Genomic DNA, 14,117 nt, shown 5'->3' on the forward strand with positions numbered 1-14,117 from the left:
TGTGTGAACCCGACTGGCCCCCGGCCAGTCGGGTCTTTGTGATAAAACAGGGTGTGGGCAGCGGGGACTCAATGCTGTTCGCACGGATATAAAGTTTAAGGAGGATGCGCATGGCTGCGCGTACGTTGTTCGACAAGATCTGGGACGATCATGTCGTGGAAACCCTTCCGGACGGCACCTCCATTCTTTATATCGACCGCCACCTCGTACACGAGGTGACCAGTCCGCAGGCGTTTGAAGGCCTGCGTCTGGCCGGGCGCAAACTGCGCCACCCGGACAGGACCGTGGCCGTTGTGGACCATAACGTGCCCACATCCGACCGGAGCCTGCCGATTGAGGAAGCGGATAGCCGCAACCAGATCGAAACGCTGGAACGCAACGTCAAGGAATTTGGCGTTCCCTATTTTCCGCTGCTGTCGGCCAATCAGGGTATTGTGCATGTGGTTGGGCCGGAACAGGGCATTTCCCTGCCGGGTATGACCATTGTGTGTGGTGACTCGCATACCTCCACGCATGGCGCGCTGGGGTCGTTGGCGTTTGGTATTGGCACGTCCGAGGTCGAGCATGTCATGGCCACGCAGACCATTCTGCAACGCCCTGCCAAAAACATGCGTGTGAACGTGGAAGGAACGCCCGGTGCTGGTGTTTCCGCCAAGGATATCATGCTTGCCATTATCGGCCATATTGGCACTGCCGGTGGCACAGGCCATGTGATCGAGTTTGCCGGTTCGGCCATTCGTGGGTTGGACATGGCTGGCCGTATGACCATCTGCAACATGGCGATCGAGGCCGGTGCCCGTGCGGGGCTGGTCGCCCCGGATGAAACCACGTTCGAGTATGTCCGCAATCGCCCGTTTGCCCCCAAGGGCGAGGGGTTTGATCAGGCCGTGGCATACTGGAAAAGCCTTGCCACAGACGAAGGCGCGCATTTTGACCGCGAAGTTACGCTGCGTGCTGAAGATATTGGCCCAACGCTAACATGGGGCACCAGCCCTGAAACAGTTCTGGCCATTACCGATACCGTGCCAGACCCCGCACAGCAGACGGACGAGGCCGTAAAGGTCCAGATGCAGCGTATGCTGGATTACATGGGGCTTACAGCCGGGCAGAAAATTGCCGGAACACCCGTGGATGTGGTGTTCATTGGTTCGTGCACCAACAGCCGGATTGAAGACCTGCGTATGGCGGCCCAGATTGCTGCAGGCCGCAAGGTGGCTCCCGGCGTGCGCGCCATGATTGTGCCCGGCTCAGGCAACGTCAAACGTCAGGCGGAGGAAGAAGGGCTGGACCGTATTTTTCTGGATGCAGGGTTTGAATGGCGCGAAGCCGGGTGCTCCATGTGTCTGGGCATGAACCCCGACCGGCTGACCCCCGGCCAGCGCTGCGCATCCACCTCCAACCGTAATTTTGAAGGGCGGCAGGGGCCGGGTGGGCGCACGCATCTGCTCTCCCCCGCCATGGCGGCCGCAGCGGCCGTTACGGGGTGCCTGACCGATGTGAGGGAACTGGCATAATGGAAAAGTTCGTCACGCTATCCGCTATTGCTGCGGCCCTGCCAGAGGCCAATATTGATACGGACAAGATCATTCCGGCACGGTTTTTGAAAACCACGCAGCGCACAGGTCTTGGCAAGCATGCGTTTGATGCCATGCGTTACCTGCCAGATGGTACGGAAAACCCGGATTTTGTGCTGAACCGGCAGCCTTGGCGCAAAGCTGAAATTCTGGTCACGTACGACAATCTGGGGTGTGGCTCCTCGCGCGAGCATGCGCCCTGGGCCTTGCTGGATTTTGGTATCCGCTGCGTGATTGCGCCGTCTTTCGCCGATATTTTCTTTAACAACTGCTTCAAGAACGGCATCCTGCCTATCCGCCTCCCGCGTGAGATCTGTGATGAACTGATGGGTGACGCCCAGATGGGGAGCAATGCCCGCCTGACGGTGGACCTGCCGCGTCAGGTTGTTGTGCGCCCCAATGGGGAGGAAGTGCCGTTCGAGATTGATGCGTTCCGCAAGCATCTGCTGCTCGAAGGGCTGGATGATATCGGCCAGACCCTTCAGCACGAAGCCACGATTACAACGTATGAAAAACGGCAGGATCAGGCCAAATCCTGGCTGCCCACCATTCATTTTGATTGAACAGACCCATACGGAGCACCGCCATGACAGACCCCAAGCAGCCCGTTAAACTCCTTGTCCTGCCCGGAGATGGCATTGGCCCGGAAGTTGTGCGTGAAGTCGGCCGTATTATTGCATGGCTGGAAAAAAAGCGCGGCCTGACATTTGAACTGACCGAAGATCTGGTGGGTGGCGCATCCTTGGCGGAATATGGCGTGCCGATCCGGGATGAGGTGATTGAGAAAGCATGGGCGGCCGATGCCGTTCTGTTTGGTTCTGTGGGGGACCCCAAATGGGGCCATGTCAGCTTTGACAAGCGCCCCGAGGTTGCCATTCTCAAGCTGCGTCAGGAACTGGGGCTGTTCGCCAACCTGCGCCCCGCCAAGGTGTTTGACGCACTGGTGGATAGCAGCACCCTCAAGCCTGATGTTGTGCGTGGTCTGGATATCATGATCGTGCGTGAGACGGTGGGCGGCATTTACTTTGGCGACCCGCGCGGGATTGAAACCCTGCCCGATGGCTCCAAGCGCGGCATTAACACCGAAGTGTACACCACATCGGAAATCCAGCGCGTAGCCCGCGTTGCGTTCGATCTGGCCCGCAAGCGCGATAACCGCGTGTGTTCGGTGGAAAAATGCAACGTGATGGAAAGCGGGTTGCTGTGGAAAGAGGTCGTGACCGATGTGCACGCCCGCGAGTTCCCCGATGTCGAACTGTCCCACATGCTGGCCGATAACTGCGCCATGCAGTTGGTGCGGAACCCGCGCCAGTTTGACGTGCTGGTAACAGGCAACCTGTTTGGCGATATTCTGTCCGACCTTGCTTCCATGCTGACGGGCAGCCTTGGCATGCTCCCCTCTGCCACGCTGGGTGCGGAACAGGCCGATGGCCGCCGTCCTGCACTGTACGAGCCTATTCATGGCAGCGCGCCAGACATTGCCGGGCAGGGCATTGCCAACCCGATCGCCCAGATCCTCTCCTTTGCCATGCTGCTGCGTTATTCGCTGAACCTGCAGGCGGAAGCGGATATGATCGAACAGGCCGTCTCCAACGTGTTGGCCAGTGGCCTGCGCACGGCAGACATTATGGCCGAAGGCATGGCCCGCGTTGGTACGTCTGTTATGGGCGAGGCCATTGTGCGCGAACTGGACAAGCTCCAGAACAGCTAAAGCCTGCACAGACACAACAAAAAAGCCGCCCACGTAAATGTGAGGCGGCTTTTTTTGTGCCTGATAATCCGGTGGAAACGGGGGGCTTTCGCACCGGGTTATCAAGACAAACAAAAAGGCCGGTACCCAAAGGCAACCGACCTTTTATGCCTGCAAAACAGGAGGAGGCTGGCTTAGAAGCCTTCGCGTTCCAGACGCTTCCGTTCCATTTTGCGTGCGCGACGTACGGCTTCTGCCGCTTCACGCGCTTTGCGTTCGGACGGCTTTTCAAAGTGCCGACGCAGTTTCATTTCACGGAAGATGCCTTCGCGCTGCATTTTTTTCTTGAGCGCTTTAAGAGCCTGATCGACATTGTTGTCACGGACTAGAACGTGCACTTGGTCACTAACCCCTGTTCAGAAAAATCCGGTAAACCGGTTTTTGGGAAGCCATTAAGGAAGGAGATCCGCGTTACCCTTCCGGGCTGCCGATTCCACTGTTGGCGGTCTCTATAACACGGCCTTAAGACAAGATACAATTCGTTCTTGCGTATCAGACCCGCACTTCCGAGTGTTTTATTGTGGATGTGCAAAAAACAGGACAACAAAAGCATGTCGGTTCTAGCCATTGCCCGTATGGGCCACCCGGTTCTGCTGCAACGTGCGGTTGAGGTGGAGGATGTAAACGCGCCCCAGATCAGGGATCTGTTGCAGAACATGCGAGAAACCCTGACCCAGAGTGGCGGCGTGGGTCTGGCGGCGCCGCAGGTGCATGTGCCTCTCAGGCTGTTTCTCTACTCGGTGCCGCCAACACGCAGCGAGGGCGAGGATGATCCGCCCCGCCCCGTGCAGGCCCTGATTAACCCCATATTAGAGCCAGATGGCCCGGATATGATGCAACGTCTGGAAGGCTGCCTGTCCATTCCCGGTTTTCGGGGGGAGGTGCCGCGTTATCGCCGCGTGCGCTATAGTGGATGGAATGAGCACGGCGCGCGGGTGGAAGGCGTGGCCTCGGGGTTTTGCGCCAATGTTATGCAGCATGAAATGGATCATCTGGACGGAATCCTCTATCCCATGCGTATGACGGATATGGCCCGCTTTGGTTTTGAGGCGGAAATAACACGGTATGGGGTAAAAGCATGAGCATGCTGCCGGGTAAAATGGAACAGGCCCTCTCTCTGGCTGTGGCAACGCTGGCAGCAGGTGTTATGCCCGCCCCCATGGAGCGCGATACGGACCGGGATGATGCCCTGCGCAAGCTGGCCGCCGTTGCGGGGGAGTGTGGGTGGAGCATGGCAACACTCAGATCCGTGGCGGGGCCGAATGCGGACCTCCTTTTTCCCGCAGGGGTGGTGGAACTGGTGGAAGCATGGTCCGACCTGTGTGACCGCACCATGGTGGACGCCATGCGGGACACGCTCGAACCAAGGCTGAGCCAGCGGGTGCGGCAGGCTATTCTGCTTCGCTTGCCAGTTGATGAACCAAGGCGAGCCGCCGCCTTGCGGAGCATGAAAGTTTTTTTGTCCTGCAAGGGGCAAAAAGCGTTCAGGCGCGCTTGGGTGCGTACGGTCAACGCCATATGGCAGGCCGCGCAGGATGATGCGACGGGTCTGACCTATGTCAGCAAAAGGCTGAGTCTGGGGGCGGTGTATGCTTCGGTCTTTCTGTATTGGCTCAGTCGGGGGGGAGATCAGGCCGGATTGGAGGCATTTGTTGACCGGCGGCTGGCCGATGTGCTGCGCATAGGCCGCCTTAAGGCCCGTTTTGGCGCATCCGTTGCCACATCTGCCCCCGCTGAAGGATAGGCGCGCGGATGGCCATGCCTCCGCCCCATGAGCGCGCAGGCTCCGATCTGCTGTTTTTGCGCGAGGAAAGTCTGCGGCTGGCGCAAACACTCATGTTTTTAGCCGCGCGGGATATGGCCGAGGCCGTAGCCCCCGTGCTGGAGGAAGATGGTCTGGGCCGTGCGCATTACCGTGTGTTGCAGGTTCTGGCCTTTAGCCCCGGTATTCCTGTCAGCCGGTTGCAGGACATTCTGGGTGTGACCAAGCAGAGTCTGGGCCGCACATTGCACGAACTGGACAGCCGGGCCTATCTGGAAAGCCGGACCGGACGGCAGGACAGACGGCAGAAGCTGCTGTTTTTAAGCCCAACGGGCAAAGCGGCGGAGGCCCGGCTTTTTGCGGTTATCCGCCAAAGGCTGGTTGCTGCCTACCGGGAGGCCGGGGGGGCGGCTGTGGAAGGTTTCCGGCGTGTTATAAGTGGTATGCTGTCCGAGCATAGTCGCGCCTTGCTCACAGAAGAGAGCGCAGGCCGCAGGGAAGGGCGTTAACATGGCAGAGCAGATAACAACCACCGAAGGGGATGTGGCGTCCCATGTTATGGTGGTGGATGACGACCCACGCCTGCGCCGCCTGTTGCAACGTTACCTGTTTGAGCACGGGTTCCGCGTAAGCGTTGCGGCCAATGCGGCCGAGGCACGGCATACGCTTGAAGGGATTCAGCCTGACGCCCTGGTGCTGGATGTGACCATGCCCGGTGAGAACGGGCTGGAACTGACCCGCGCCCTGCGTGATGCAGGGCAGGACCTGCCCATTCTGCTCCTGACCGCGCGCGGCGAGCCTGAAGACCGTATTACCGGGCTGGAAGCAGGGGCGGACGATTATCTGGGCAAACCGTTTGAACCGCGAGAACTGTTGTTGCGGCTTAAGGCGCATCTCAGGCGGCACCAGCCCCCGCCGCCAACAGATAACCTGCGGATTGTCAGGCTGGGGGATAAGGAGTTCGATCCGGTCAGGCTGCTGCTGAGTGGACCGGACGGCAACATCCACCTGACCGGGGGGGAGGCTGCCCTCCTGTGCGTTCTGGCCCGCAGACCCAACGAGACATTCACGCGCGAAGATATTGCCAAGGCTATGGACATGACCGAAATTGGCGAGCGTGCGGTGGATGTGCAGGTCACGCGCCTGCGCCGCTGCATAGAGCCAGACCCGCGTGAGCCGCGCTTTTTGCATACGGTGCGGGGCCGAGGGTACGTGCTCAAGCCGGGTCTGTAAGGCGTATGGCCGGGCGTAAGGGGTTCCGTCTTTTTCCGCGTGGGGGGTGGACCTCACTCAAGATGGAAAAATCGGTCAGGCGTGTGCTGCCCCGCTCCCTGCTGGGACGGTCCTTGCTGATTGTGCTCTTTCCACTGCTGATTACGCAGGGAATCGCGCTTGAACTGTATTACGGCAATTTCCTCAAAGTGGTGTCCCGGCGGCTTACAGGGTCTGTTACGGCGGAAATTGTTCTGTCCCTTAATGCGCTGGAACGGCTGAAAAACCCGGCGGACAAGGAGTGGTTTATTGCACAGGCGCGTGAGCAGCTTCAGCTTATAGAAATCTGGCGACCGGGGGAAAAACTCGCCCGCGTTGGCTCCACCCATGTTCTGGGGCCTATGGATGATGACCTTGTGCATGCGCTGCGCGAGGCTATTGATTACCCGTTTTTTGTCAAATGGCGGCACTTTCATCACACAGTGCGCATTTACATCCAACTCCCCGATGGCGTGCTGGAAATTGATGCGCCCAGAAAACGGCTGGATATGGGGCAGATCTGGCTGTTTGTTGCATGGACCGTGGGGAGCACCCTGCTTTTGTTCATTATCGCAGGGTTGTTCATGCGCAATCAGGTGCGGGCTATCCGCCAGTTGGCTCAGGCGGCGGAGCAGTTTGGCATGGGGCGCGATATTGGCCCCATACGCCCCGCAGGCGCGCAGGAAGTGCGTAAGGCGGCCGTGGCCTTCAACCGCATGCAGGACCGGATAACCCGCTTTGTGGCGCAACGTACGGGCGTTCTGGCCGGTGTTTCGCATGATCTGCGTACGCCGCTGACCCGCCTGCGCCTTTCCTTGGCCATGATGCCGCGTGAAGGGGTTATATGCGCCAAAAGCATGACCGAAGATCTGGACGAGATGGTCGGTGATATTGCCGAGATGGAACACATGATCGACAGCTACCTCTCGTTTGCGCGGGGGGAAGGGTCGGAGAGTGTGCAGCAGGTGGAAATGCTGCCCTTTCTGGAAGATGTGGTGGCTGCGGCGCGGCGTGCCGGTGTGCATGTTCGCGCACTGGTGGTGGAGCCAGAACTACAGGCGCATATGCGGCCAGATGCCATGCGCCGCACATTGGGTAATCTGTTCGATAATGCCCGCAGGCATGGCGCAAGCGTTGTGCTCAGTGCGCGCCGCGTTGCCGGGGGGGTGAGCATTTTGGTGGATGATGATGGACCGGGCATTCCGCCAGACCGCCGGGCGCATGTTCTGCGTGCGTTTGAAAGCGGGCAGGGCGGCGGTACGGGGCTGGGGCTGACCATTGCGCGCGACATTATTCGCGCACATGGGGGCGAAATGGCGTTGGAAAATGCGCCTGAAGGCGGGTTGCGGGTCAGGCTGTATCTGCCCAACTAGGGCTGCCAGCGTACCCGGCTACGCTGTTTTACAGGGAGTTACCCGACCCGAAGTGACCGGGGCCGGAGCTGTTGTTGAACATCCCGCCCTGCCCACCAGCAGCCCCGGAACCCATCATGTTCTGCATGGGGTTGTAGCGGCCCACATTCCCCAGAATCTGCTGCAACGCATTGATCTTGGTGCCTGGCGTTGGCGTGATCTCGTTGATCATGGCAACGTGCTTGGCATCCTTGATGTTGAGCGTACGCATGCTTTCCAGCGTGCCAGCACTGTTGAACTTGAGCACAACAAGGTCCTGCTTGATCACGCCGGGAAAATCCATGGGCACCAGATGGGTGGTCATGGAAATATAAATCCAGACGTTATCGTCAAACGCGCCCTTGGTGGTGGGGGACCCCATAAGGTCAATGGCATCCGCACGGGTGCTGGAGCCCGGTTCGAGCTGGCTGTATTCTTCCGGCTCAAGAATGGAGCCTCTGGGCATGGGGGTAGGGCCAAAAACCTGACAGCCAGACAATACAAGAACCGTGGCGAGTGCCCCGCAGGCACTTTTAAGGCGCGATGTCTTGGTCTTGCGTGGCGGCGTCATCTGGTCAGGGTGTCCCAAACGTAAGATTGTGATCCATGATCGTCATCCAACTGGCAACGGCCATTTCTGTCCGATGCCCCAACACTCGCGGGGCGTCAATTGCTGAATGGCAAAAAGAGCACGCTTTGTGCGCTTCCTGCATTGTCATTACTCCATAAAGTTCAGCTTGTGTGGTAGATTGTTCATGCGGTGACCAAAAGCTTTGTCCCGAGCGTGTCCCGCCTGCTTGTTTCAGCGTTACTTCAGGAGACTTCCATGACCGAAAAGCCAGAATTTTTTCGCCCTCTGGCCGTGCGCCGAATCGGAATACTGGGAACGGATATGACTGTGGAAGCCACGCCGGACGAATGTAAAAAAGTGGCCAGACGGCTGGGCCTGCAAGATGTGGCCATGCTGCGCTGCCGCTACCGGCTCAAGGACGATGGACGCGGTGTTGTTACGGCCGAAGGCGCTATGGCTGTCCGCTTTACGCAGACCTGTGTTGTGAGCATGGAGGCGTTTGAGGATATGATGGCGGGATCGTTTGTTGTCCGCTTTGTTCCTGCCAGCCAGTTTGTGGAAGCCGACGCGCCCGATATGGACGCGATTGATGAAATTCCGTATGAGGGTCAGGACGTTGATCTGGGCGAGGCTGTGGTTGAACAGTTTGCACTGGATCTGGAGCCTTATCCGCATGCGCCTGATGTTGCTCTCCCTCCCGGTCTGATCATGGATGAGGATGAGGTGGAACAGCGCGGTCTTGAGGAAGAGCCAGAGAAAAAGGCCAGTCCGTTTGCTGGTCTGGCCCGCTGGCGGGGTGGAAACGCGTAATTGCCCAAGTGTGGGTGTGGGGTTTTCTTTTAGGATTGCTTGCGAAAACGCTTGCTGTCTGCTAGAGGCCGCGGCTCAGTGCTGGTGTTAAACCTGTTATGTCGTCTGGCTGCGTTAACGCGTGACCGGGCGTGTTGTTCAAACCATTTTTATGAGAAGGGGCTGGGCTTATGGCTGTACCCAAAAAGAAAACCTCGCCTTCACGTCGTGGCATGCGTCGCAGCCATGAAGCTCTGCGTGCAGAAGCTCATGCTGAATGCTCCAACTGTGGCGAACTGAAGCGTCCTCACAATGTCTGCAGTCATTGCGGTCATTACGATGGTCGTGAAGTGATTGCCGCAGGCAAGGCACTCAAGGTCGCCGTCCGCGCCTGATTTTTCAGGTGCGAGAACGCGTGCTGCATCCGTAGTGCGCGGGGTAATGGGGGTAAGGCATCTGCGGCATGGCAGAGAAGCAGGCATGAGCAAGACTGAGATTCCAGAAAGTTTTCCTTCCGACCCTAACGAGGTGTTCAATCTCGCCGTGGACGGAATGGGGGGCGATGGGGCTCCAGAAGTGGTTGTTGCCGGGCTTGCCGTTGCCGCCGAACGGCACCGCAATATCAAGGTGCTTCTGATCGGGGATGAAGCGCGCCTGCTGCCTTTGCTGGCGAAGTATCCCAAGGCTGCGTCCATATGCACGGTGTGGCATACGGATGTGTCTGTCTCGATGGACATGAAGCCAACATCCGCTCTGCGGATGCGTCAGTCCTCCATGCGACTTGCCATGGACGCCGTAGCCAGTGGACGCGCCCAAGGGGTTGTGTCTGCCGGTAACAGTGGCGCCATGCTGGCGCTGGCCAAAATTGTGGTCAAAACATTGCCGGGTATTTCCCGCCCGGCCATGGCGGCCATTAGCCCTACGATCAAGGGCGATGTGGTTATGCTCGACCTGGGTGCCAATGTTGCGTGCGACTGGCGCAATCTGGTCGAATTCGCCGTTATGGGCGAAGCCTTTGCCAAGTCCGTTCTGGGGCTGCCTGCTCCAACTATCGGACTGCTCAACATTGGCGCGGAAGAACTCAAAGGGGACGAAAAACTGCGCGTGGCGGCTGAAACCCTGCGCGAAAGTCCTCTTGCGGCCCAGTTCCATGGTTTTGTGGAAGGGCATGATATTACCGCAGGCACCACAGACGTGGTTGTAACTGACGGGTTTACCGGAAATGTCGCTCTTAAAACCGGCGAGGGTGTGCTCAAAATGGCCACAACCCTTTTGCGTCAGGTTTTCCAGCGTGGGATTATCTCCCGCCTTGGTTATCTGCTTGTCCGTCCCGGACTGGAGCGGATGAAGGAATGGCTGGACCCCCGCCGTTACAATGGCGCTGTTTTTGTGGGCCTGAACGGTGTGGTGGTCAAATCCCATGGCGGCACGGACGCCGAGGGGTTTGCCGCCGCAGTCGATGTGGCCATGGACATGGTCACGCATGGTTTTAACGAAAGCATTCGTGAGCGCCTTTCTCATATGGGGGCGTTGTTAATGCGCCCGCAGGTGGATGAGGAATGTGAACCAGCCCTCCCGGTGTCCTGAATAATACGGGGGCGAATGTATTGCGTGCGCAAGCTCCTGTGCGGCCTGCGCTGGCGGATAATGAAAGAACGGTCATGGCGAAACGTTCGCTACTGGTGGGTTTTGGCGGATTTCTGCCAGAAAGAGTTGTCACGAACGAAGAGCTGGCGACCCGGCTTGCAACATCGGATGACTGGATTAGAACCCGCACAGGCATTACCCGCCGCCACATTGCTGGCCCGGAAGACAGCGCAACCAGTATGGGGGCGCAGGCCGCCCGCAGAGCACTGGATTATGCAGGCCTGAGTGCGAGCGATATTGATGTTGTTCTGGTTGCAACATCCACCCCCGATCAGGCCTTTCCCGCAACCGCAGTTCGGATTCAGGCCGCATTGGGTATGACCCACGGTTTTGGGTTTGATATTGCAGCGGCCTGTTCTGGCTTTATTTTTGCTCTGGCTACCGCGGATTCCTTTATTCGGTCCGGGCAGGTGCGCAACGCTCTGGTTATAGGGAGCGAAGTGTATTCCCGCATTGTGGACTGGGAAGACCGGGGCACATGCGTTTTGTTTGGTGATGGCGCCGGTGCTGTTGTGCTTAGCGCAACGCAGGACGAATCCGACAAGCGCGGTATTTTGTCCACCCATCTGCATTCCGATGGCACAACGGGGGATCTGTTGTACGTGGATGGCGCAGTTGGCCAGCCAGATAAAAGTGGTCACCTGAAAATGAGCGGGCGCGATGTGTTCCGCCACGCGGTTGCCAAGCTTTCCTCCTCCGTTGATGAAGCTTTGAATGCCGAGGGCCTGAGCTACGCGGATGTGGACTGGCTTGTGCCGCATCAGGCCAATATCCGGATTATTGAAGGTGTCGCTAAAAAGCTGGCGCTTCCAGCCGAACGTGTGGTTGTGACGGTTGACCGCCATGCCAATACGTCCGCAGCCTCCATTCCGCTTGCACTGGATGAAGCCGTGCGGGACGGGCGGATTCAGAAAGGCGAACTCGTGCTGATGGAAGCACTGGGTGGCGGTCTGACATGGGGTTCGGTGCTGGTTCGCCTGTAATCAGGCGATAACAGACAAGTGACATCATTGTGAATGAATTGACGCGCCGCACAGGCGTGTTACCTTTCTGCACATGGAAACTGTCACACGTGCATCTTTGATAGAGCAGATCTATCAGCAGGTAGGGTTGTCTCGTAAAGAGTCGTCTGTGCTCCTAGAAGATGTTCTGGAGACGGTCATGCAGGCGCTTGAACGGGGCGAAAGTGTCAAAATCAGCGGTTTTGGCACGTTCTCTGTCCGTAAAAAGGGGCAGCGCTGCGGGCGCAACCCCAAAACAGGGGAAGAAGTGCCTATTCTTCCCCGCTCCGTTCTGGTGTTTCGTTCCAGCCAGTTGCTGAGGGCCGAAGTCAACCATGAGGAGACAGAGCCGGGAGTCGAGTATGACGATTGATGGCACATTCCCCCCCAATGAGTTCACGCACGATACGCTGGACACAGGGGCGGATGTTATGGAGTGGGGTGGGATTGAAAAAGGCCCCCATGCATTCCGGACCATTAGCGAAGTCGCGGACGAACTGCATGTACCCCAGCATACCCTGCGTTTGTGGGAAACACAGTTCCATCAGGTCCGCCCCTTAAAACGAGGGGGTGGTCGGCGGTACTACCGGCCGGACGATCTTGTGCTGCTCAGCCGGATTGCGGACCTGCTATATACTCAGGGTTATACCGTAAAAGGTGTACAGCGCCTGTTGCAGGAAGGGCAGGCGGAGCAGGAGTCTCCCCTCCAGCCTGAGGCTCATGCGGCTCCTGAAGAAAAGAGTGTGACCGACGAACCGGCTGTTGTGGCTGAGAGCGATGAGGTGCCGGTTCTGGCGGACTACCAGCAGGTGGAAGCCGTGGCGGCTCAGTTGCCAGCAGCGGTTGAAGCCGGTTTGGAACAGGCGTTGGTGCAGGTTATGGGGCAGAATGTGCGCCTGCGTTCCGATCTGGCCGATGTGTTGGTGGAGCTTGAGGCTATTCGTCGCAAGATTTTGGCCTGATTGATAAAAAAGTTAAAAAAAATGGGTGGAGTGGGTTGTGCTCTTCATGGGGTATTGCTAAACAGCACCCACACTTAACGGGCAGTAGCGCAGTCTGGTAGCGCATCAGTCTGGGGGACTGGGGGTCGTGGGTTCGAATCCCGCCTGCCCGATATTTTTTCCAAAATGAAAATGCTAAATAACCCCACCCTCGGGGGGAAATGCAAAAGTCTTTTCAGACTTCTGCATTATTGCCGTATGCCCAGCGCCGCCAAATCAGGTTGAGTGCAGCCATTGCGGCCGGGCCAATAAACAGGCCAATGAGTCCCCACATTTCCGCACCACCTAAAATGCCAAGCAGCACCCACAGGAACGGCAGTTTTGTTGTGCCGCCTATCAGGGTGGGCCGCACAAAGTGGTCTGCTACAAAAATAACCGTTGCCCCAATGCAGAATGTGACAATGGCGGCCACAGACGCGCCCGAGATCAGGATCAGAAGCGAAACCAGACCAATCGCGATCATGGCGCAAAAAGGGATCATGGCGGCCACAGCCGTAATAACGCCAAACAGGGCTGGGTGTGGTGCATGGGCAAAAAGATAGACAATGCCCATTAAGACGCCCTCACCAATCCCCACCAGAACAAGCCCCTGCACGGAACCGTGAATGGAGGCCACAATCTGGCGGGCAATACTTTCGCCTCTGCGGCCAAAAGCGCGGCAGGAGGCAACGCGGCATTGGCGAATAACGGAAACACCGTCTTTATACAGAAAAAACAGTGTGAGAATGGAAAAGCAGAAGAGTGTACCCCGGTGCGCGATCTGGCTACCCAGCGCCCGTGTGACCATAACGCCCTTGCTATCCAACGCCCCCAGCAGGCCCGAGACATCGCGCGGGTTGGACAGGTGTGTCTCCCATAAATGCGCAATACTTGTGGCGCCTATTGGCAAGTGCTGGATAACATCAGGCACGGGCAGGCCAAATTTGCGGGCATGGTCCAGCCATTCCAGCGCGCTCTGGGCCTCCCCAATGGCTTCGAGCGTTAAAAGGGTTAGGGGAATAACAAAAAGCAGCGCCATGACCGCTGTAAACAGCAGGGGGAGCAGTGTGCCGCGTGCGGCATTTGGCCACGTACGGCATGCCCGGCTGTAGAGCGGCCATGTGGCAATGGCAAAAACTCCGCCCCATGCCAGAGCGGGCAGAAAGCCCTGCACGGTGTAAAGTGCAACTGCCACAATAAAGAGCGCAAGAAGACTGCGCGCCATTTCCTGTCCCCGCTTTGAGCGCTGGCTGGCCTTGATAAGGCCGCAACGCTGGTGGGCGGGCACTAACGAAGATGGAGGCGTATTAGGCATGCGCGATGTGTCTTTCCAATGGTTTTGTAAAGAGCGCTCTTTAGGTCTTGCACGCAGCATACTGTGTTGTGGGTGAATAATATAGC

At 58.0% G+C, this 14,117-nt stretch carries 17 protein-coding genes and 1 tRNA gene; 15 read left to right on the forward strand and 3 right to left on the reverse strand.

Translation table 11 applies throughout. The features are described from left to right. Nucleotides 1–110: 110 nt before the first annotated feature. From leuC to leuB, 3 genes are read left to right on the forward strand one after another with little or no spacing between them, the layout of a single operon-like run. Nucleotides 111–1,514, forward strand: a complete 1,404-nt coding sequence (leuC, locus tag AABE20_RS07605; protein ID WP_338332517.1) for a 3-isopropylmalate dehydratase large subunit — start codon at nucleotides 111–113, stop codon at nucleotides 1,512–1,514. Next, entirely contained in the window at nucleotides 1,514–2,137 is a 624-nt protein-coding gene (leuD, locus tag AABE20_RS07610) for a 3-isopropylmalate dehydratase small subunit (RefSeq protein ID WP_338332518.1), read from the forward strand. Before leuC ends, leuD begins: the two co-directional genes overlap by 1 nt. Before the next feature lie 23 nt (nucleotides 2,138–2,160). Further along, nucleotides 2,161–3,285, forward strand: coding sequence for a 3-isopropylmalate dehydrogenase (gene leuB / locus AABE20_RS07615; RefSeq protein WP_338332519.1), 1,125 nt, complete (start codon nucleotides 2,161–2,163; stop codon nucleotides 3,283–3,285). A gap of 173 nt (nucleotides 3,286–3,458) precedes the next feature. Here leuB and rpsU read toward each other — a convergent pair whose 3' ends face one another. Next, the gene (gene rpsU / locus AABE20_RS07620; RefSeq protein WP_003623949.1) at nucleotides 3,459–3,662 is read right to left on the reverse strand and encodes a 30S ribosomal protein S21; all 204 of its coding nucleotides are present in this window, start codon (nucleotides 3,660–3,662) and stop codon (nucleotides 3,459–3,461) included. Nucleotides 3,663–3,875: 213 nt separating this feature from the next. Between rpsU and def the strand changes: the two genes are divergently transcribed. The 5 genes from def to AABE20_RS07645 are packed head-to-tail and all read left to right on the forward strand — an operon-like array spanning nucleotide 3,876 to nucleotide 7,710. Continuing rightward, nucleotides 3,876–4,406: a peptide deformylase gene (def, locus tag AABE20_RS07625; protein ID WP_338332520.1), complete on the forward strand. Its 531-nt coding sequence runs from the start codon at nucleotides 3,876–3,878 to the stop codon at nucleotides 4,404–4,406. Beyond that, nucleotides 4,403–5,068 (forward strand): rpsU-divergently transcribed protein, encoded by a 666-nt coding sequence (locus AABE20_RS07630; protein ID WP_338332521.1) that lies wholly within the window; start codon nucleotides 4,403–4,405, stop codon nucleotides 5,066–5,068. Before def ends, AABE20_RS07630 begins: the two co-directional genes overlap by 4 nt. A 14-nt stretch (nucleotides 5,069–5,082) precedes the next feature. Beyond that, entirely contained in the window at nucleotides 5,083–5,595 is a 513-nt protein-coding gene (locus tag AABE20_RS07635) for a MarR family winged helix-turn-helix transcriptional regulator (RefSeq protein WP_338332623.1), read from the forward strand. Nucleotide 5,596: 1 nt separating this feature from the next. After that, nucleotides 5,597–6,319 carry a response regulator gene (locus tag AABE20_RS07640; RefSeq protein ID WP_338332522.1) on the forward strand — a complete coding sequence of 241 codons (723 nt, stop codon included), beginning with the start codon at nucleotides 5,597–5,599 and terminating at the stop codon, nucleotides 6,317–6,319. 5 nt (nucleotides 6,320–6,324) lie between these two features. Continuing rightward, entirely contained in the window at nucleotides 6,325–7,710 is a 1,386-nt protein-coding gene (locus tag AABE20_RS07645) for an ATP-binding protein (protein ID WP_338332523.1), read from the forward strand. Between the two features lie 28 nt (nucleotides 7,711–7,738). On the opposite strand, the gene AABE20_RS07650 is transcribed toward AABE20_RS07645, so the two are convergent. Beyond that, on the reverse strand, nucleotides 7,739–8,299 hold the full coding sequence (locus tag AABE20_RS07650) for an outer membrane protein assembly factor BamE (RefSeq protein WP_338332524.1): 561 nt from the start codon (nucleotides 8,297–8,299) through the stop codon (nucleotides 7,739–7,741). A 255-nt stretch (nucleotides 8,300–8,554) separates the two neighbouring features. Here AABE20_RS07650 and AABE20_RS07655 point away from each other — a divergent pair, with 255 nt between their 5' ends. The 7 genes from AABE20_RS07655 to AABE20_RS07685 all read left to right on the forward strand — a co-directional run bounded on the left by AABE20_RS07655 (nucleotide 8,555) and on the right by AABE20_RS07685 (nucleotide 12,850). Next, on the forward strand, nucleotides 8,555–9,109 hold the full coding sequence (locus AABE20_RS07655) for a DUF177 domain-containing protein (RefSeq protein WP_338332525.1): 555 nt from the start codon (nucleotides 8,555–8,557) through the stop codon (nucleotides 9,107–9,109). A gap of 170 nt (nucleotides 9,110–9,279) precedes the next feature. After that, complete coding sequence (rpmF, locus tag AABE20_RS07660; protein WP_048852785.1) at nucleotides 9,280–9,483, forward strand: 50S ribosomal protein L32; 204 nt, start codon at nucleotides 9,280–9,282, stop codon at nucleotides 9,481–9,483. Nucleotides 9,484–9,568: 85 nt separating this feature from the next. After that, nucleotides 9,569–10,675: a phosphate acyltransferase PlsX gene (gene plsX / locus AABE20_RS07665; protein WP_338332526.1), complete on the forward strand. Its 1,107-nt coding sequence runs from the start codon at nucleotides 9,569–9,571 to the stop codon at nucleotides 10,673–10,675. Nucleotides 10,676–10,749: 74 nt separating this feature from the next. Continuing rightward, the gene (locus AABE20_RS07670; protein WP_338332527.1) at nucleotides 10,750–11,718 is read left to right on the forward strand and encodes a beta-ketoacyl-ACP synthase III; all 969 of its coding nucleotides are present in this window, start codon (nucleotides 10,750–10,752) and stop codon (nucleotides 11,716–11,718) included. Between the two features lie 67 nt (nucleotides 11,719–11,785). After that, the gene (locus AABE20_RS07675) at nucleotides 11,786–12,109 is read left to right on the forward strand and encodes an integration host factor subunit alpha (protein ID WP_488473544.1); all 324 of its coding nucleotides are present in this window, start codon (nucleotides 11,786–11,788) and stop codon (nucleotides 12,107–12,109) included. Then, a complete protein-coding gene (locus tag AABE20_RS07680; protein WP_408740781.1) occupies nucleotides 12,099–12,698 on the forward strand; it encodes a MerR family transcriptional regulator in 600 nt (199 codons plus the stop codon). The genes AABE20_RS07675 and AABE20_RS07680 overlap by 11 nt, the downstream gene beginning before the upstream one ends. A gap of 78 nt (nucleotides 12,699–12,776) precedes the next feature. Beyond that, nucleotides 12,777–12,850 (forward strand) — tRNA-Pro (locus tag AABE20_RS07685). A gap of 62 nt (nucleotides 12,851–12,912) precedes the next feature. Here AABE20_RS07685 and AABE20_RS07690 read toward each other — a convergent pair. After that, nucleotides 12,913–14,031, reverse strand: a complete 1,119-nt coding sequence (locus tag AABE20_RS07690) for an AI-2E family transporter (RefSeq protein ID WP_338332528.1) — start codon at nucleotides 14,029–14,031, stop codon at nucleotides 12,913–12,915. Nucleotides 14,032–14,117: the final 86 nt, after the last annotated feature.

Source organism: Acetobacter zythi (assembly GCF_963921165.1).
Taxonomy (GTDB): domain Bacteria; phylum Pseudomonadota; class Alphaproteobacteria; order Acetobacterales; family Acetobacteraceae; genus Acetobacter.